The organism is Pseudophaeobacter sp. C1-32P7 (assembly GCF_041008775.1).
In the GTDB taxonomy this organism is placed as follows: domain Bacteria; phylum Pseudomonadota; class Alphaproteobacteria; order Rhodobacterales; family Rhodobacteraceae; genus Phycobacter; species Phycobacter gallaeciensis_A.
The window spans coordinates 286,499-304,434 of sequence record NZ_JAXGFR010000001.1 but is presented as its reverse complement, the minus strand read 5'-3'; the positions used below and the strand labels follow the sequence as shown (position 1 = coordinate 304,434).

General features: G+C 62.1%; 19 protein-coding genes. 12 read left to right on the top strand and 7 right to left on the bottom strand.

Going from position 1 to position 17,936, the window contains the following annotated elements; all coding sequences use genetic code 11:
* Nucleotides 1–88 precede the first annotated feature (88 nt).
* From purM to rnd, 3 genes are all read left to right on the top strand, one after another.
* Nucleotides 89–1,135 carry a phosphoribosylformylglycinamidine cyclo-ligase gene (gene purM, locus SM763_RS01415; RefSeq protein ID WP_368997164.1) on the top strand — a complete coding sequence of 349 codons (1,047 nt, stop codon included), beginning with the start codon at nucleotides 89–91 and terminating at the stop codon, nucleotides 1,133–1,135.
* Nucleotides 1,132–1,728: a phosphoribosylglycinamide formyltransferase gene (gene purN, locus SM763_RS01410; RefSeq protein WP_065273372.1), complete on the top strand. Its 597-nt coding sequence runs from the start codon at nucleotides 1,132–1,134 to the stop codon at nucleotides 1,726–1,728. Before purM ends, purN begins: the two co-directional genes overlap by 4 nt.
* Nucleotides 1,729–1,811: 83 nt before the next feature.
* Complete coding sequence (gene rnd / locus SM763_RS01405) at nucleotides 1,812–2,969, top strand: ribonuclease D (protein WP_274832259.1); 1,158 nt, start codon at nucleotides 1,812–1,814, stop codon at nucleotides 2,967–2,969.
* 113 nt (nucleotides 2,970–3,082) lie between these two features.
* Here rnd and SM763_RS01400 read toward each other — a convergent pair whose 3' ends face one another.
* Nucleotides 3,083–3,592: a hypothetical protein gene (locus SM763_RS01400; RefSeq protein WP_274827958.1), complete on the bottom strand. Its 510-nt coding sequence runs from the start codon at nucleotides 3,590–3,592 to the stop codon at nucleotides 3,083–3,085.
* Nucleotides 3,593–3,727: 135 nt separating this feature from the next.
* On the opposite strand from SM763_RS01400, the gene SM763_RS01395 reads away from it, so the two are divergent.
* A complete protein-coding gene (locus SM763_RS01395) occupies nucleotides 3,728–4,138 on the top strand; it encodes a SufE family protein (protein WP_274827959.1) in 411 nt (136 codons plus the stop codon).
* A gap of 18 nt (nucleotides 4,139–4,156) precedes the next feature.
* On the opposite strand, the gene SM763_RS01390 is transcribed toward SM763_RS01395, so the two are convergent.
* A complete protein-coding gene (locus SM763_RS01390; protein WP_368997162.1) occupies nucleotides 4,157–4,870 on the bottom strand; it encodes a helix-turn-helix transcriptional regulator in 714 nt (237 codons plus the stop codon).
* Nucleotides 4,871–4,966: 96 nt separating this feature from the next.
* Here SM763_RS01390 and SM763_RS01385 point away from each other — a divergent pair, with 96 nt between their 5' ends.
* Nucleotides 4,967–5,596 (top strand): glutathione S-transferase family protein, encoded by a 630-nt coding sequence (locus tag SM763_RS01385; protein WP_368997160.1) that lies wholly within the window; start codon nucleotides 4,967–4,969, stop codon nucleotides 5,594–5,596.
* A gap of 30 nt (nucleotides 5,597–5,626) precedes the next feature.
* Here SM763_RS01385 and SM763_RS01380 read toward each other — a convergent pair whose 3' ends face one another.
* Both SM763_RS01380 and SM763_RS01375 read right to left on the bottom strand, forming a co-directional pair.
* Nucleotides 5,627–6,352 carry a DUF1638 domain-containing protein gene (locus tag SM763_RS01380; RefSeq protein ID WP_368997158.1) on the bottom strand — a complete coding sequence of 242 codons (726 nt, stop codon included), beginning with the start codon at nucleotides 6,350–6,352 and terminating at the stop codon, nucleotides 5,627–5,629.
* A gap of 1 nt (nucleotide 6,353) precedes the next feature.
* Nucleotides 6,354–7,055 (bottom strand): corrinoid protein, encoded by a 702-nt coding sequence (locus SM763_RS01375; protein ID WP_065273377.1) that lies wholly within the window; start codon nucleotides 7,053–7,055, stop codon nucleotides 6,354–6,356.
* A 221-nt stretch (nucleotides 7,056–7,276) separates the two neighbouring features.
* On the opposite strand from SM763_RS01375, the gene SM763_RS01370 reads away from it, so the two are divergent.
* Both SM763_RS01370 and SM763_RS01365 read left to right on the top strand, forming a co-directional pair.
* Nucleotides 7,277–8,356 carry a PA0069 family radical SAM protein gene (locus SM763_RS01370; protein ID WP_368997156.1) on the top strand — a complete coding sequence of 360 codons (1,080 nt, stop codon included), beginning with the start codon at nucleotides 7,277–7,279 and terminating at the stop codon, nucleotides 8,354–8,356.
* Nucleotides 8,357–8,399: 43 nt separating this feature from the next.
* Nucleotides 8,400–8,618 (top strand): DUF6500 family protein, encoded by a 219-nt coding sequence (locus SM763_RS01365; protein ID WP_368997154.1) that lies wholly within the window; start codon nucleotides 8,400–8,402, stop codon nucleotides 8,616–8,618.
* A 104-nt stretch (nucleotides 8,619–8,722) separates the two neighbouring features.
* On the opposite strand, the gene bmt is transcribed toward SM763_RS01365, so the two are convergent.
* From bmt to SM763_RS01350, 3 genes are all read right to left on the bottom strand, one after another.
* Nucleotides 8,723–9,745, bottom strand: coding sequence for a betaine--homocysteine S-methyltransferase (bmt, locus tag SM763_RS01360; protein WP_065273380.1), 1,023 nt, complete (start codon nucleotides 9,743–9,745; stop codon nucleotides 8,723–8,725).
* A gap of 70 nt (nucleotides 9,746–9,815) precedes the next feature.
* Nucleotides 9,816–11,795 (bottom strand): phosphatidylglycerol lysyltransferase domain-containing protein, encoded by a 1,980-nt coding sequence (locus SM763_RS01355; protein WP_368997152.1) that lies wholly within the window; start codon nucleotides 11,793–11,795, stop codon nucleotides 9,816–9,818.
* Between the two features lie 130 nt (nucleotides 11,796–11,925).
* Nucleotides 11,926–12,243 carry a DUF1476 domain-containing protein gene (locus SM763_RS01350; RefSeq protein WP_368997150.1) on the bottom strand — a complete coding sequence of 106 codons (318 nt, stop codon included), beginning with the start codon at nucleotides 12,241–12,243 and terminating at the stop codon, nucleotides 11,926–11,928.
* Nucleotides 12,244–12,452: 209 nt separating this feature from the next.
* Between SM763_RS01350 and purC the strand changes: the two genes are divergently transcribed.
* The 5 genes from purC to SM763_RS01325 all read left to right on the top strand — a co-directional run bounded on the left by purC (nucleotide 12,453) and on the right by SM763_RS01325 (nucleotide 17,617).
* Nucleotides 12,453–13,214, top strand: a complete 762-nt coding sequence (gene purC, locus SM763_RS01345) for a phosphoribosylaminoimidazolesuccinocarboxamide synthase (protein ID WP_368997149.1) — start codon at nucleotides 12,453–12,455, stop codon at nucleotides 13,212–13,214.
* Nucleotides 13,215–13,329: 115 nt separating this feature from the next.
* A complete protein-coding gene (gene purS / locus SM763_RS01340) occupies nucleotides 13,330–13,560 on the top strand; it encodes a phosphoribosylformylglycinamidine synthase subunit PurS (protein ID WP_065273382.1) in 231 nt (76 codons plus the stop codon).
* Nucleotides 13,561–13,762: 202 nt separating this feature from the next.
* Nucleotides 13,763–14,431, top strand: coding sequence for a phosphoribosylformylglycinamidine synthase subunit PurQ (gene purQ / locus SM763_RS01335; protein ID WP_065273384.1), 669 nt, complete (start codon nucleotides 13,763–13,765; stop codon nucleotides 14,429–14,431).
* Between the two features lie 36 nt (nucleotides 14,432–14,467).
* Nucleotides 14,468–16,252, top strand: a complete 1,785-nt coding sequence (locus tag SM763_RS01330) for an ATP-binding protein (RefSeq protein ID WP_065273385.1) — start codon at nucleotides 14,468–14,470, stop codon at nucleotides 16,250–16,252.
* Between the two features lie 27 nt (nucleotides 16,253–16,279).
* Complete coding sequence (locus SM763_RS01325; protein WP_065273386.1) at nucleotides 16,280–17,617, top strand: sigma-54-dependent transcriptional regulator; 1,338 nt, start codon at nucleotides 16,280–16,282, stop codon at nucleotides 17,615–17,617.
* Nucleotides 17,618–17,936 lie beyond the last annotated feature (319 nt).

The window sequence follows — 17,936 nt, the reverse complement described above, 5'->3', positions numbered from 1 at the left end:
CTGCCCCTTGCGGCGCGGCAGATTCCCTTGTTCCCTTCCGAAGCGCCTTGCGTTAAAGGCTGCGCAACGTTTCTAAAGGAGCCAAGCGATGACCAGCGGCAAGAACGGTTTGACCTATGCGGATGCAGGTGTGGACATTGATGCAGGAAATGCATTGGTGGACCGGATCAAGCCGGCCGCGAAACGCACCAATCGCTCTGGCGTGATGAGCGGTCTGGGCGGTTTTGGAGCGCTGTTTGATCTGAAAGCCGCCGGGTACAATGATCCGATCCTGGTGGGTGCCACCGATGGCGTGGGCACCAAGCTGCGCATTGCCATTGATACCGGTGTTGTGGATGGCGTCGGCATCGATCTGGTGGCCATGTGCGTCAACGATCTGGTCTGTCAAGGCGCCGAGCCGTTGTTCTTCCTTGACTATTTCGCCACCGGCAAGCTGGAAACAGAAACCGCCGCCCGCATCATCGAAGGTATCGCCGAGGGCTGTGTGCGCTCTGGTTGCGCGCTGATCGGTGGTGAGACGGCGGAAATGCCGGGCATGTATCCCGACGGTGATTTCGACCTTGCGGGCTTTGCCGTCGGCGCGATGGAGCGCGGCACCGCGCTGCCCGAAGGCGTGGAAGAGGGTGATGTCCTGTTGGGGCTGGCCTCGGACGGGGTGCATTCCAATGGCTATTCGCTGGTGCGCAAGCTGGTGGAGGTTTCCGGCCTCGGCTGGGAGGCTGATTGTCCCTTTGCCGAAGGTACTCTGGGGGAGGCGCTGCTGACTCCGACCCGGCTTTACGTGAAACAATCACTGGCGGCGGTACGGGCAGGGGGCGTGCACGCGCTGGCCCATATCACCGGCGGCGGTCTGACCGAGAACCTGCCGCGCGTGCTGCCCGAAGGGTTGGGCGCTGATATCGATCTGAACGCCTGGGAACTGCCGCCGGTGTTCAAATGGATGGCGGAAACCGGCGGCATCGCCGAGGCTGAGATGCTGAAGACCTTCAACTGCGGCATTGGCATGATCCTGTCGGTTTCTGCCGATCGCGCAGATGCGCTGACCGAGGTTCTGGAAGGTGAAGGCGAGACCGTCAGCCGCCTTGGCTCCGTGACCCCGGGCGAGGGTATGCGTTACTCGGGCAAGCTGCTGTGAGCCACAAGAAGGTTGCCATTCTGATTTCGGGCGGCGGCTCCAATATGGTGTCGCTGCTGGAAAGCATGACCGGAGACCATCCGGCGCGCCCCTGTCTGGTCCTGTCCAACAATGCCGATGCGGGCGGGCTGAAGAAGGCCGCCGCTGCTGGTGTCGCCACCGCAGTGGTGGATCACCGCCCGTTCAAGGGCGACCGCGAGGCGTTTGAGGCGGAGCTGGTCAAACCCATTCTGGAGGCCGGCGCTGATATCGTCTGCCTTGCCGGGTTCATGCGGGTTCTGACCGCTGGTTTCGTGTCGCAGTTTCAGGGCCGGATGCTGAATATTCACCCGTCGCTGCTGCCCAAATACAAGGGGCTGCACACCCACGCACGCGCGCTTGAGGCGGGCGACAAGGAACACGGCTGCACCGTGCACGAGGTGACGCCCGCGCTGGATGATGGCCCGGTTCTGGGGCAGGCGCGGGTTCCGATCCTACCGGGGGACACGCCCGAGGATCTGGCCCAGCGAGTTCTGGTCAAGGAACACCTGCTGTATCCGGCAGTGCTGCGTCGTTACGCAGCCGGGGACCGGACACCGGTTCTGATCGACTGATCTTTCCCGCGCCGTTTGCAATGCAGGAACCAAGGGCGTATCACCGGGTGATACGCATGAAATATAAAGAAAAGCCGCGACCGATGAAAACACTCACCACCACCGAAGAGTTGACTGCCTTCTGTCAGGAGGCTGCCAAGCATGATTATGTGACGGTGGATACCGAGTTCCTGCGCGAGCGAACCTATTATTCCAAGCTGTGCCTGATCCAGCTGGCGTTTTCCGGCGATGGTGAAACGGACGCGGTGCTGGTGGATCCGCTGGCCGACGGTCTGTCGCTGGAGCCGCTTTACACGCTGTTCCGCGATGAAAGCGTGGTGAAGGTGTTCCATGCCGCGCGGCAGGATCTGGAGATTTTCTGGGTCGATGCGGGCGTTTTCCCGAAACCGCTGTTCGACACGCAGGTGGCCGCCATGGTCTGCGGCTTTGGCGAACAGGTGGGCTATGAAACTCTGGTGCGCAAGATCGTGAAACAGGGGCTCGACAAGACCTCGCGGTTTACCGACTGGTCGCGCCGCCCCTTAAGTGATGCGCAGAAAACCTATGCGTTGGCGGATGTGACCCACCTGCGCCGGATCTATGAATACCTCGCGGCTGAGCTGGACCGCAGCGGTCGCAGCCATTGGGTGGCCGAGGAACTGCAGGTTCTGACCGACCCAGCTACTTATGACATTCGCCCGCAAGAGGCCTGGCGCCGGATCAAGACACGCACCACCTCGGGTAAATTCCTGGCCGTGGTGCGCGAACTGGCGGCCTTCCGCGAAGATTACGCACAGCGCAACAACGTGCCGCGCAACCGTGTGTTCAAGGACGACGCACTGGTCGAGCTGGCCTCGACCAAACCGCGCACCGGATCGGATCTGGGTGGCTCGCGCCTGCTGCTGCGTGAGGCCCGCAAGGGCGCCATCGCCGAAGGTATTTTGGAGGCAGTTGGCCGCGGTGTGAACTGCCCGCCGGAAAAACAGCCCAAGCCCGACCGCAGCCGTGAAAAACTACAGGTCAATCCGGCGCTTGCGGACCTGTTGCGGGTACTACTGAAGGCAAAGACCGAAAGTTCAGGCGTCGCGGCCAAGCTGATCGCGCCTAGCGCTGATCTGGATGCTATCGCCGCCGGGCAGCGCGATGTGGCGGCCCTGACGGGCTGGCGCCGCGAAGTCTTTGGTGCCGATGCGCTGCGTCTGTGTGACGGGGAAATCGCGCTGGCGGCGCAGGGGCAATCCGTGAAGGTTGTTTCCCTCTAAGCGGCACCCGTTCCTGCGAAAAATCTTTCACATTGCCCTGACGAACCTTTGGTGGTCGTCAGGGTCTAAGCCCAGGTACAAAGGGCAGCAGCCTGTTCGCGTACGGCGCCTGATCAGCGACGGCGGCTTTCGCGGGCGTTGCCGGATCCGTTGACGCGGATCGTGCGAATGCCCGCCAGATCCTGCCTTCCGAGGCTGACCGCAGCGCGCAGGGTGCGGCTGAAGGCACTGCCCACGGCGGTTGCGTCTTCGGGATAGACCACCCGGAAATCATATTCGAGAACGGCAGGATCGTCATTCGGCACCGGGCGCATCTCGACATCAAAGGCGCCCAGCCGCGAGGCAACACCAGTGGCATAGACGATGGCGCCGGTGGGGGTCTTTTCAATGCGCAATTCACTGACCTCGGCGATCAGAACGCTGCGGTCCTCGGCCTCGGGTTTGTCGAGCAGGCCATTGCCGACCTTTTCGGGGATCAGCGGGTTCACGTCGCCGTCTACCGGGGCCTCAGCCACACTTGAGCTGCCGAACCAGTTGCTCGGGTTGATGCGGGAGTCACGCCAGCCGCCGCAGCCCGCCAGAACAATTGCACTGGCCAAGAGTAGTGAAAGGGGTTTGCGCATGATGTCCTGCCCGTTTGAGTTCTCCCTGATTGTGGTTACCCGATTGCTGCTGCGTTGAAAAGCGGTTGAAAAGACCGGGCCAGCCGCATAACTGCTGATCTGCTCGCACCGTAACCAACAGGGGATTGTCCTTTCATGGCCAGCGCCGCATTTGAAGAGATCGTCGAGGACTTCGAATTCCTGGAAGACTGGGAAGACCGCTATCGCCATGTCATCGATCAGGGCAAGGAAATGACCCCGCTGGACGATGCGCTGAAGGTCCCCGCAACCAAGGTCGAAGGCTGCGCCAGTCAGGTCTGGCTGCACCCGGTGATCGAAGACGGCCGGTTCCATTTTGACGGCGACAGCGACGCGATGATCGTGCGTGGTCTGATTTCGGTTCTGCGGTCGCTTTATAACGGGTTGACGCTGGCCGAGGTTCTGGCCGTGGATGCCAAGGCTGAACTGGGCCGCTTGGGGCTGAACGATCACCTTTCGGCGCAGCGCTCCAACGGTCTGCGCGCCATGATCGAGCGGATCCGCGAGACCGCCGCCGCCGCGTCCTGATCCGCCCCTGATCTGCGCCTATGAAAGCGACTCTGTCTGGGATGGTTCACAGCGCGCCTTTAGCTGTTCGATAAACTCCCTGAGCAGTGCAACCCTGCGCGGGCGAAAGCTTTCGCCGGTTTGCTCATAGCCTTCGATGCGGGTGACGTGAAAGAAACGGAAATCCCGCCGTTTGCAACACCAGGCGAGCAGCATCACAGTGCGATCATTGTACGACAGGGCCAGCGGATAGATCCGCCGCTGCGTGCGCGTGTCCTGCAGATCGCGATAGCCAATATCCAGCGCCTCCTCGGCCCACATCGCCTCGCGCAGAAGGGTCATGTCGATCGTCGCCTGCGGCGGCGCATTGAACCGGTGTACCAGATTGACCGCATGCATCGCTTGGCGCTGCTGGCGTTCGGGCAGGGTGGCCAGAATCTTGACCAATGCATCATTTGCCGCTTGCGCCAGATCCGCATCACCCCGCTGGTTCACATCGGCCAGCCCCAGCATCAGTGCCTCCAGTTCGATCTGGCTAAAGGTCTGCGGTGGCAGGGCAGGGTCCTCGGTCATGGTGTAGCCCAGACCTGCTTCGCCTTCGATCCGGGCCCCGGCGGCGCGCAGGCTTTCAATGTCGCGGTAGATCGTGCGCTCGGACACCTCCATCGCAGCAGCAAGCCGCGCGGCCGTGACCGGCGGGCGCAAACCCCGGATCAGGTGCAGCAGTCGGAACAGTCGGTCGCTTTTGGCCATGGGGGAGATATACCCGGAAACATCCTGACAGAAATTGGCAAGAGGGTAGCGGCATAGCTGCGTCATCAGCAACCCATCAACACGAAGGTCATGGATATGCCCACACTCTTTCATTCCCCTAACAGCCGCTCCTCTCGCGTGATTGCCCAGATCATACTGATCGGCAAGCTGGAGGCGGTCGATGTGGTCATCGTAGATGTCGCACGCGGTGATGGCACCGGGCGTCACGACCCGCGCAATGCCCATCCCGAAGGCAAGGTGCCCTATCTGATCACCGATGACGGGCAAGAGGTCCGCGAAAGCGCGGCGATCATGATGTATCTCGATGAGCTCTTCGGTCAGCCGCTAAGCCCGAAGATCGGCACTCCTATGCGTGGGAGCTTCCTAAGCTGGATGAGCTATTATGGCGGCGTCATGGAACCCGTCATCGTGTCCGCCTTCTCCGGCATTGACCATCCGGCGATCACCGGGAATTTTCGCGGGATGGCAGAGGTTTGCTCCGCACTGGAGGCGGGCTTGAAGGATCGGCCGTTCCTGTTGGGAGAGGACATTGGTATTGGAGACATCCTTCTGGCTTCGCCCTTTCAATGGGCGCCCCATCTGATGCCGGACAGTCCTGCGATCAAGGCCTGGGTCAAACGGGTTGGCGATGCCTTGGATGGTTCGGCGCTGGCAGCCTACGAGGCTAACGCGGTGGCGGAGCTCGGTGCGTTGCAAAGCGCCTGAGCGAGAGGGGCCAAATTGGGGGCGCGTAGGTCAGTCCTGCGTGTCCCTAGCGCCCCAGCGCCGGATCGCGGTTTCCAGATCGCCATAGCCGGTGTGGCGGTGTTCAAATCCCAGCCCCATGCGATCTGCGCAGGCGCGGGCCTTTTCCACCAGCGCGGGATCGCTGGTCTGGGATTGATAGACCAGCTTGGTGTAATTGCCGAACACCATGTCGCGCAGCTCGGGGTGCTTATCCAGCCCCATGGGACGCCAGACAAAGGCGTCGAACTGTTTGACCAGAAAATCGGTGAGGTAAAAGGCGGTGATTTCGCCTTCGTCGGCCTTTTGAGCAAAGGCTTCGTTTCCCTCAAAAAAGGCATAGCAATGCGGGCCGGGCACCAGTTCCACGCCCAGTTCCGCGCAGCGCTTTTCGAGCGTACCGCCAGTGCCGCAATCGGCATAGACCACATAGATCTCGTCGTAGACCTGCTGGTGTTTCAGCACCGCCTCCTCGACGGCTTCGGTGATCTTGTCGGGAGAGATATGCAGTTTCGCGGGCAGGCAGGTCAGATCCATGTGATCCAGACCGTTCTTTTCCTTGATATCAAGGATTTCCCGGGCCAGGGCGCCACATCCGATCAGCAGGATGCGCCCGGTCTTTTTCTCTGGTGCAGCCAGCCCCTGTTCCGCAAGGGAGGCGGTATCGAGACTGCGCCCGGTTGGGGGGCGGAAGGCAGCCCGCTCATTCAGGCGGGCTGCGCGTCCTTTGCGTGCCAAATCAGGCGCTCATCTGGTTGTGCTTGCGCGCGACGAAGTCCTTGGCGGTTTCCACCGCAACAGCCGCATCGCGGCAATAGGCGTCTGCGCCGATGGCCTTGCCGAACTCTTCGTTCAGCGGGGCGCCGCCAACCAGAACGATGTAATCGTCCCGCTTGCCCTGTTCGACCATCGTGTCGATGACCACTTTCATATAGGGCATGGTGGTGGTCAGCAGAGCCGACATGCCGAGGATGTCGGGCTGGTGCTCTTCCAGAGCTTCCAGGTAGTTTTCAACCGGGTTGTTGATGCCCAGATCCACCACTTCAAAGCCTGCGCCTTCCATCATCATCGACACAAGGTTCTTGCCGATGTCGTGGATGTCGCCCTTGACCGTTCCGATCACCATCGACCCCATGCGCGGCGCGCCGGTTTCTGCCAGCAGCGGCTTCAGGATGGACATGCCGCCCTTCATCGCGTTTGCGGCCAGCAGCACTTCGGGCACGAACAGGATGCCATCGCGGAAGTCGGCGCCGACGATGGTCATGCCGCCGACCAGCGCTTCGGTCAGGATCTTGTAGGGCGCCCAGCCGCGTTCCAGAAGGATATTCACACCTTCTTCGATCTCTTCTTTCATTCCATCGTAGAGGTCGTCGAACATCTGCTGAACGAGTTCCTCGTCATCCAGTTCCGCCAGGATGATTTCGTCTTCTTCTTCCGACATGGGCTTGTTCCTTGACTGGCGGGGTATCCCCGGCTTGGCCTTATTCACCGACTAATGGGCCAGAATGACGCAGCGAAACTGCATTATTTGCGACACTGCCTTTATCCGAACCGACCTATAGGCGGAAAAGATGCCGAATGATAATGAAGATTTCGCAAGGAAATCTTCGCGTTTGCTTGTTTGTTCTTTATGTGTTCTTGTCGCTCTGTCATCCTTGGCGCATGAGTATCGAAAGCGACCAACCCCACATGCGCCGCAAAGGGCGCGCCAGTGTCAGCAATGCGACAGGCCGGTTCGATCTGCCGAGAATCGCGGTCGATGACGGCTGGGAGCAAGAGGCGCCGCCGGAGGTGATTCCCACCGAAATCCGGCAGGAAACGGCGAAATCCATCATCAGCTACAACCGCTCGCCGGATCTTCCCTTCGATCGCTCTATCAATCCGTATCGGGGCTGCGAACATGGCTGTATCTATTGTTTTGCGCGGCCCACGCATGCCTATCTGGGCCTGTCACCGGGGCTGGATTTCGAAACCCAGCTGATCGCGCGGCCCAATGCCGCCGAGCTGCTGCGCAAGGAGCTCTGCGCGAAGCGATACAAGGTGGCGCCGATCGCCATCGGCACCAACACCGATCCCTACCAACCCTGTGAGCGGGATCTGGAGATCACCCGCAGCTGTCTGAAGGTGCTGCGGGATTTCCGGCACCCCGTGGCCATCGTCACCAAGGGAGCGCTGGTCGAGCGGGATATCGACATCCTGGCAGAGATGGCCGCGCTTGGGCTAGTACGGGTTGGCATTTCGGTCACGACGCTGGATCCGGACCTATCCCGCCGGATGGAGCCACGGGCGCCATCACCCGCCCGGCGGCTGGCCACGATCCGCCGCCTGTCGGAGGCGGGGATCCCGGTGCGGGTCATGACGTCGCCCATCGTGCCGGGATTGACCGATCACGAGATTGAGGCTCTGCTTGCTGCCGGGGCCGAGGCGGGCGCCGATGCTGCCAGCTGGATCATGCTGCGCCTGCCGCGCGAAGTGTCCGAACTCTGGCAGGAGTGGCTGTCCTTGCACGTGCCGGGCCGCGCGGCCAAGGTTATGGCCCGCCTGCGGGAGATGCACGGCGGGCGGGAATATGATCCGCGCTGGGGTGAGCGGATGCGGGGCACTGGCGAATATGCCGGAATGATCGGGCGTCGGTTTCGCGCCGCCTGCAAGCGTCTGGGCCTGACCGAGAGGTCTGAACCGCAGCGCTGCGATCTCTTTGCGCGCCCGGCGCAGGCCGGGGATCAGCTGGCGCTGTTTTGACCAGGCCGGTCTGGGCACTGGAATGTGGGAATGGGAGTGAGCTATGCGCGCCGAGCTGCGTCAGAAGATCCTTACGGTGTGCGACCGTAAAATTGGTCAGAAGGGGGCCGGTGTCGGCCTGTCCTTTTATGCCTTTTTCGCCAATCGCAATGATGATCCCGTCCTGTTGATGGAGGCGGCTACCTGGTGGATTCAGGCGCATCAGCTGGATCATTTCGAAAAGGCAGTGAAGATCCGGGCCATGGTGGCGGATGGGCTTTAGGCGCTTGCGGGGCACGGAACCCGCTGAACAGGGTTGCAATCGGTGAAACGAAAAACGGCAGCCCGGGATTGGACCGCCGTTTCATAGAATAAGGAGGGGGAAGCTTAGCCGCGGCGGCGACCCCGGCGGGTGCGGCGCTCACCGGCAGCAGCGGCATCTTCACCGGTGCCATCGCTGGCCGAGGAGAAGGGGCCAAGCACTTCGACGATCTGCTCCAGTGTGGGGCGGTCACCGCGCGGGCGGCTGTCCAGCGCGGCGCGCATGTGGCGCAGATGCTCGGGCATGGTGCCACAGCAGCCGCCGATGATCTTGGCGCCGCAATCGCGCGCCATCACCGCGTATTCGCCCATCAGTTCGGGCGTGCCGTCATAATGGATGTGGCCATCGACGTATTTCGGAATGCCGGCGTTGCCTTTGGAGATGATCGGCCGCTCGGTGCCCTGCGCCGAAAAGCCGAGCACGGTGCGCAGGATGTCTGAGGCGCCGGTGCCGCAGTTGGCGCCAAAGGCGAGCGGCGGATTGTCGAATTCCTCGACCAGCTGCGCCAGCGCTTCGGAGGTGACGCCCATCATGGTGCGCCCGGCGGTGTCAAAGCTCATGGTGCCGCACCAGGGCATATCCGCAAGTTTGAACGCCTCGGCCGCGGCGCGGAATTCTTCAGGGGCCGAAATGGTTTCCAGCCAGAGCACGTCGACGCCGCCTTCTTTCAGGGCTTCGGCCTGTTCGTGGAACATTTCCACCGCCAGCGCGTGCGACAGTTCTCCGACCGGCTGCATGATTTCACCGGTGGGGCCGACCGAGCCCGCGACTGCGATCTTGCGCCCGGCCTTGTCGGCGACCTCGCGCCCCAGTTCCGCAGCGGCGCGGTTCAGCTCGCGCACGCGGCCCTGGGCGTCGTGCAGTTTCAGGCGGGCAGCGGTGCCGCCAAAGCTGTTGGTCAGGAACAGATCACTGCCCGCATCGACCGAACCCTGATAAAGCGCCATGATCTTTTTCGGCTCGTCGGTGTTCCACAACTCGGGCGCATCGCCCGATTGCAGGCCCATGTTGAACAGGTTGGTGCCAGTGGCGCCGTCGGCCAGCAGCACGTCTTTGTCTTGCAGGAGCTGAATAAAGGTGTTGGTCATCGCTGATCGGTCCCGTCAAAGGGTTGGCACTGGGGCGCACTGGCGGGCCAGTGCGGAGTGGCCCCTCCTGTCACGGCGCGGCGCGCAGGGCAATTTCATTTTGCTCAAGTTCATTATGAGCCGGATAGCGGTCGAGGAGATCACTCTCTGTGTCCGAAGTCTGGCTTGCGTCATCGCTACTGGTCTGCAGGACTGACTGCACGGGACCCGGGCGGTGCACAAGACGCAGAAGCTCAATCAGGGAGACAGCCATCTGCGGCCAGCTGGGCGACGCCAGATAGCGTGGTTCCCAGCGCGGCGCGAAACAGGATTTGAACCGGCGCAGCCCCGGATCGGTATGCTTGGCCCAGCGGTGGTCGGGCACTGCCGCCAGCGACAGGCGCGGCACGTTTTCCAGCGCGGCGGCAGCAATCGCGGTGCGCACCAGCGCGTGGCCTGTGCCATCCGGCGCGTCAGGCACGATGCGGATCAGGTCCAGGCACCACTCTCCGGGCGTGGCGTGCAGGCTGACAAATCCCTCAAGCCGTCCGTCCTTCCAGGCAAGGAACACGCGCTGCTCGGCCAGATATCCCGGTTCGAACCGGCCCATGGTGGTGCCGTGGGCGTGTCCGTGCGTGGACTGCCAGGCGGCGTGGATGGCGCCCATCTGGTCGATCGGCAGAGAGGCGGGGGCCTGCATGACCTTGAGGCCCGCCTTTTCCGCATGGCGGAGCTTGCGGCGCAACTGCCGGTGGGAGGAGCCGCTGTCGCTGAAGGTGGTGGGCCGGACCACGGCCTCTTGCGCGATGCGCAGGATCCTCCATCCGGCATTGCGGGCCAGCGTCCCGGTGCGGGCGCCGCATTTGTAGAAACAGGCAGAGCCATTCCGCTGCCGGGCATAGGCGGCAAGCGGGGCAAAGACTTCGGGCGTGTGGCCCGACAGTGGATCAAAGAAGGCTACCGTGCATTGCGGGCTGTCAAGCACGGCAAGCTGATTGAGGCCCAAGGCCTGCACGTGGCCTCCGTTCTGCCGGATGATTGCCGTTTCGGCGCAGGCGCGGCTTGCGGGCAGATCTGCGGCAGCGGTGCGACGGGCGCCCAGCAGGTCAGCATCGGTCGGGGCGCTGGATTTCGCGCTGCCCATGCCCGGCAGGAACAGCATGCCGCAAGCCAGCGCGGCAGGCAACACATAGTATACAAGGCGAAAGGCGGCGAGGGCGCCGAGGAGGGCGCCCGTATCCGCGCCTGGCAGCAGGGCGCAGACCGTCAGCTCCAACGGACCGGCGCCACCGGGGGCGGAGGACAGGATCGCAGCGCCAAGGGCGATCAGATAGACAGGCACCAACATCGACCAGGCAATCTGGACCGTATCCGGCAGCAGCATCCAAAGAGCAGTTCCCGCCGCCACCACATCGATCAGGGTCCAGCCCATCAGCGCCGTCAGGGCAATCAGTGAAGGCCAGCGCAGTCTGAGCTTTCCGATCCTCAGGGACGGAAACCAGAAGCTGGCCGCAACCGCACAGATGAAACCGGCCAGTAACAGCCCGCCAATCCAGCCAAACCCCTGGATTGGCGGGAAGAGCACGAGGGCAACCCCGGCGATGGCGGCCAGCGTGGCCATGAAGGTGAACCCGACAAGGGCAGTGATCTTGGCGGCCTGCAGCGCGGTAAGACCCGGCAGCAGGCGCCAGCGGGCATAGGTGCCGGTGATGAGTCCAAAGCCAGCTGTCTGTGAGAACGCGATGGCGGCCATTCCGGCGCGGCGGGCCGCGGCGCCATCAAGGCCGGTTTGCAGATGGCGGTGTGCCACGGAGTCGTAGCGTCCCAAAGCCCAGAAACTGATTGCGGTGGCGATAGAGGCCCCCAGCCAGCCCCATGCGGGCAAGGTGGCCAGTGTGTGACCAAGTTCGGCAAGGGAGGGAAGGCCAAGTTTGGCCTCGAAGGTCCAGAGACACAGGACCGTCATGGCCACAGGCGCGGCCCACCGGAAACCGGCGCCAAAACCGTCCTTCAGGCTAGTCCAGAGGCGGCCGCGGCCTGCACCGGAAAGAGGGAGAGTGTGGATTGTCATCAGCATCCCTGCGTAATCGCCGCACCAGCGGTTCGCGCAGGAGAATACCAAAGAAGGCGTTCTTCTTCAGTTAATATCGATGATTTCAGTTAATGCCTCTCCCGACCAAGCTGGGCGGGAGATGCATGCCTCAGCTGATTTCGGACAGCATCTGTTCCTTGGCAAGGGCCAGCGTGTCGGTCATCTTCTCGCGGATGTCATCGGCGCTCACCCGGCCGTTCAGATCCTCCGCCAGCTTGCGGACAACGTCCTCGTGCCCCGGTTCCTGAAAATCGGCGGTAACCACCGTTTTGGCATAGGCCTCGGCTGCATCGCCGGACTTTCCCAGCATTTCGGCCGCCCAGAGACCGAGCAGCTTGTTGCAACGGGCCTGCGCTTTGAACTGCATTTCCTCATCATGGGCAAATTTGGCCTCGAAAGCCTGCTCGCGACTGTCAAAAGTACTCATCATTTCCTCCTGTTCCGCACTATGGCATGAGATGACTATGCGCCTGCCCCGGGCGCACTGCAATAGTACCAAGAGCGGCCTGCGGAACCAAATATCCCTTCACAGCAAGCCTGTGACCGCGCGCCGCGCTTGCGGCGCAATGTCGCTTGCACTAAGAGAGCGGCAAGAAACCGGGACGGATTCCCGCCCCTGACCCCGAAAGGTTCCTCATGGCACGTCGCAAGAAGATCTACGAAGGCAAAGCCAAGACATTGTATGAAGGTCCCGAGCCCGGAACCATCGTTCAGTACTTCAAGGACGACGCAACCGCGTTCAACGCCGAAAAGCGGGACGTGATCGAGGGCAAGGGGGTTCTGAATAACCTCTTGAGCGAATTCTTCATGCAGGGGCTAGGCCAGATCGGCGTGCCGACGCATTTTCTGAAGCGGCTCAACATGCGCGAACAGCTGGTGCGCAGCTGCGAGATCATCCCGCTTGAGGTGATCGTGCGCAACTACGCGGCCGGCAGCATGTCCAAACGTCTGGGTATCAACGAGGGCACGCAATTGCCACGCCCCATCGTCGAGTATTGCTACAAGGACGACGCGCTGGGTGACCCGCTGGTTACAGAGGAACATATCGCTGCCTTCGGCTGGGCCAGCCAGCAGGACATGGATGATATCCTGAGCCTGGCGTTGCGGGTCAACGATTTCCTGTCCGGCGTGATGCTGGCCGTGGGCATTCGCCTCGTCGACTTCAAGATCGAGATCGGCCGGGTCTACGACGGTGATTTCCAGCGTCTGGTTGTCGCTGATGAGATCAGCCCGGACAGCTGCCGCCTGTGGGACATCGAAACCGGCCAGAAGCTGGACAAGGACGTGTTCCGCCGCGATCTGGGGAGCCTGACCGACGCCTATACCGAAGTGGCGCGCCGTCTGGGCGTGATGCCGAACAACCCGCCCGCAGCGGGAAAGCCGACTCTGGTCAACTGACCGACCCGTCCCGCCTATCCGGGGCTGTGGTCCCGTGAAGATGGCAGGCAGGGCATAGATCTGACAACAACAAGCCCGTGGCGGGCTTTGTGACCGAAAGCTGAGGAAAGACGCGATGAAGGCACGGGTGCATGTGATGCTGAAGAACGGAGTTCTGGATCCCCAGGGCGAGGCGGTCCGCCACGCGCTTGGCGCCATGGGCTTTGACAAGGTCGAAGGCGTCCGTCAGGGCAAGGTCATCGATCTGGAGCTGAGCGACGACGCCACCGAGGCGGATGTGCGGGATATGTGCGAGAAGCTGCTCGCCAATACCGTGATCGAATCCTACGAGATCGAGCTGGCCTGACCGATGCGGGCGGCGCGGCTTATCGGCTTTCGCCAGCCGCTGGAGCTGGTAACCCTGCCGGATCCGTCGCCCGCGCCGGGCAAAGTGCTGACCCGCGCCATCTCTCTTTTAAAGGCCAGCGCGATCTGGCCGCGTTTGACCGCCCGGCGCCTTCGGGTTGGGGCGGTCATTACCGATTTCGCAAGCTAGGAAGGAACCCCTGATGCGTGCTGCCGTTGTCGTTTTCCCCGGATCCAACTGCGACAGGGATCTTGCCGTGGCCTTTGAACAGGCCGGATTTGATGTCTCCATGGTCTGGCACAAGGACAGCAAGCTGCCCGAAGGCATCGACATTGTCGGCGTGCCCGGCGGGTTCTCCTACGGCGACTACCTGCGCTGCGGCGCCATCGCGGCGCAATCGCCGATCTGTCAGGCGGTTGTGGAGCACGCTAACCGGGGCGGTTACGCGCTTGGTGTCTGCAACGGGTTCCAGATCCTGACCGAGACCGGCATCCTGCCCGGCGCCCTTCTGCGCAACGCGGGGTTGAAATACATCTGCCGCACGGTGGACCTGAAGGTCGAGACCACGAGCAGCGTCTTTACCGAAGGCTATTCGGCAGGGGACGTCATCGGCATCCCGATCGCCCACCACGATGGCAACTACTATGCAGACGCCGACACTGTCGCGGCGCTGAAGGACCAGGACCGGGTGGCCTTCTCCTATGTCGACAATCCCAACGGATCGGTTGCTGATATTGCCGGGATCCTGTCCGAGAACCGCCGGGTTCTGGGCATGATGCCGCACCCCGAACGCGCGGCGGACGAAGGTCATGGCGGCACCGACGGGACGGCAGTCTTCCGCGCATTGACCGGGATCGTCGCTACAGCGTGACTTGAGACAGGCGGGCAGCCGCAATAGGTTAAGCCTATGAGCACCCCGCCTGATCGCACAGAACTCCCCGTGGCCAAATCCGGGTCCGCCGCAAGATCGCGCACGATCTCCTGGCGGGCGCGGCTGGCCTTGGTCCTGTTCATGGCGGTGGCGGCAACGACGGTCTGGGTGACCAACCGAATGCTGACGCACCGGTTCACCGAAAGTACCCGCAACCGGGCCGAACTGCGCCTTGCGCTTTACTCCGGAAACCTGGTCAGTGAGCTGCGCCGCCATGCCATCGTGCCGCAGCTGCTGGCGCGCGATCAGGCGCTGATATCGGCGCTGCAAAGTCAGGATTTTTCGCTATCTACCCACCGACTGATTTCTTTTGTTGAGGAAATCGGCGCTGCCTCAATCATGTTGCTGGCCAGCGACGGGCGTACCGTGGCGGCGACCAATCGCAACCGTCTGGGCGAAACCCACCGCAACGCGCCCTATTTCGTCGATGCGGTGCGGGCCAAATCTACCGTGTTTTCCGTCATTGAACGCGAGGTGGGCGGCTATCGTTTTACCTATTCGCGGCGCATTGTTGACACCACCGGGACGCTCGGCGTGATCGTGATCGAGGTCGATCTGCAGAAATTCGAACGGGCCTGGGCGGGGATTTCAGACGCGGTGATGGTCAGCGATAGCACCGGCCGTATCGTTCTGGCGACCGAAGCGCGCTGGCGCGGCAAGGAAGAGCGCGACGCACTGCGCCTGCAAACACCGGAGGGCGCCATTCAGCGCGCAATCCGGGCAACCGCGGATTGGACCGTCCTGCCGGCTGATGCCTACCTGCAGGGCGAGGCGGTGATGCGGCTGGAAACGCGGGTGCCGTTCCAGGGCTGGCGGCTAACCTCCTTCACCACCTATGCCTCGATCCGCGAGCGGGTGAACGCGGTTCTGGCGCTTGAAATCATGGGATTCGCGATTCTGCTGGCGCTGGCCTTCTATGCACTCAGCCGCAAGACGGCGCTGCGCATGGCGCTGTTCCAGCGCGAGTCGGCGGAGCTTCGCGTATTGAACGCACGGCTGCAGCGGGAAATCGCCGAACGGGAACGGGTGCAGGAAACCCTTGCCGTGGCCGAACAAAGCCTGGCGCAAAGCTCGAAACTCGCGGCGCTGGGGGAGATGTCAGCGGCGGTTAGTCACGAGCTCAATCAGCCGCTGGCGGCGATGAAAACCTATCTGGCCGGGGCGCGGCTGCTGCTCAACCGCAACCGCCCCGAAGAGGCACTTGCCTCCTTTGGGCGTATTGATGATCTGATCGAACGCATGGGCGCCATTACCCGGCAGCTGAAATCCTACGCCCGCAAGGCAGGCGATGCCTTTGCCCCTGTAAACATGGGCGATGCGCTGGCGTCGTCCCTGTCGATGATGGAACCGCAACTGCGCCAGCGTCAGGTCAAGATCACCCGAATGCTGCCCGATCAGCCGGTTTACGTTATGGGCGACCGGTTGCGGCTGGAGCAGGTGATGGTCAACCTCTTGCGCAATGCACTGGATGCCACCAAATCTGTAGAGGACCCCGAGGTGGAGATCCTGCTGGCCGCAGGCGAGACAGCAACCCTGTCGGTGCGCGACAATGGCAACGGGATCAAGGATTTCGACAATCTGTTCGAACCCTTCTACACCACCAAACAGCCCGGCGATGGGGTCGGACTGGGGCTTGCCATCTCCTCGGGGATCGTGAACGACCTCGGGGGGCGGCTGATTGCCCGCAACGGGCAAAACGGCGGCGCCGTGTTTGAAATACAGTTGCCGATCCTTGTGGACGGTATCGAAGCCGCTGAATAAGCGGCGTTAAAGATGGAGAGGCCGCGCATGGCACAGGCTATGAAAATCGCGATCGTTGATGATGAACAGGATATGCGCCAGTCGATCAGCCAGTGGCTGGCCCTGTCGGGTTATGACACTGAAACCTTTGCCAGTGCCGAGGATGCGCTGAAGGTTCTGGGCTCGGATTATCCGGGGATCGTGATCTCCGACATCAAGATGCCTGGCATGGACGGGATGCAGTTCCTGAAGAAACTGATGGGCAGCGATAGCGCCCTTCCGGTGATCATGATCACGGGTCATGGCGATGTGCCCATGGCGGTTGAGGCGATGCGCGTCGGGGCCTTCGATTTCCTCGAAAAACCCTTCAATCCGGACCGGATGTCGGAACTGGCGAAGCGGGCCACCAACTCCCGCCGCCTGACGCTCGACAACCGGGCGCTGCGCCGCGAATTGTCCGATGGCGGCCAGATCATGAAGAAACTGATCGGGATGAGCCCGGTGATGGAACGCCTGCGCGAGGATATTCTGGATCTGGGCCAAGCCGACGGGCACGTGCTGATCGATGGCGAGACCGGCACCGGCAAGACACTGGTGGCCCATGCGCTGCACGCCGTCGGCAGCCGGGCGGGCAAGAAATTCGTTCTGGTCTCCTGCGCCGCACTGGAGGAAGAGGCCCTCTCGAAGCGTCTGTTTGGTCCGATGCAACCCGAGGACAGCCTGTTGCCCGCCATTGAAGAGGCCCGCGGCGGCACATTGGTGTTGGAGGACGTGGAGGCGCTGAGCGAGGCGCTGCAGGCCAAACTCCTGAGCGTGATCAACGAACAGGGCATGCCGGGCGAAACCCGTATCATCGCCATTTCGAACCTACAGGAGGCGGGCAAGACCTGCGAGGACGCGCTGCGCCCGGATCTGTTCTACCGCCTTGCGGCATTGCGGATCACCGTGCCGCCCCTGCGCCAGCGCGGCGAGGATATCCTGACTCTGTTCACCCGCTTCAGCGAGCAATTCTCTGAAGAATACGGTTGCGAGGCACCGCAGGTCACCGCGCAGGAGGCCGCACAGCTGTTGCAGGCCCCCTGGCCGGGCAACGTGCGCCAGCTGATCAATGTGGCCGAACGAGCGGTTCTGCAATCCCGGCGCGGATCTGGCACGATTGCATCCCTGCTGATGTCCGATCACGAGGAAATGCAGCCGGTGATGACCACCGAAGGTAAGCCCCTGAAGGAATACGTCGAAGCCTTTGAACGCATGTTGATCGACAACACCATGCGCCGCCACAAGGGCTCCATCGCCTCGGTGATGGAGGAGCTGTGCCTGCCGCGCCGGACTCTGAATGAGAAGATGGCCAAATACGGATTGCAGCGCTCAGAATACCTGAGCTGACAGCTGCAGGCTTGGACTGCAACCTGGCTGAGGCAGGTTTTGGCTTTGATCGACATCGATGCGGCGCTGGGATGCACCGGCGCCGTTTTCCATTCAGGTCGCTTTTTTTGCGGAAAAACACCGCAGTTTTTCGGGGATTTGTTAACCAATACCGTCTAAGGAAGAATAGTTTACACTTTCAGCAATGCCCGTGCCGAATGGCCATTGTCATTTCCCGGTTTCAGGCCTTATGCTGAAAATACAGGAAAAGGATGCCTCTTTCGCATCCAGCCTTATGAGATTCGCTGTCTCATGCTTTTGTCCGGAAAGAACCGAGAAA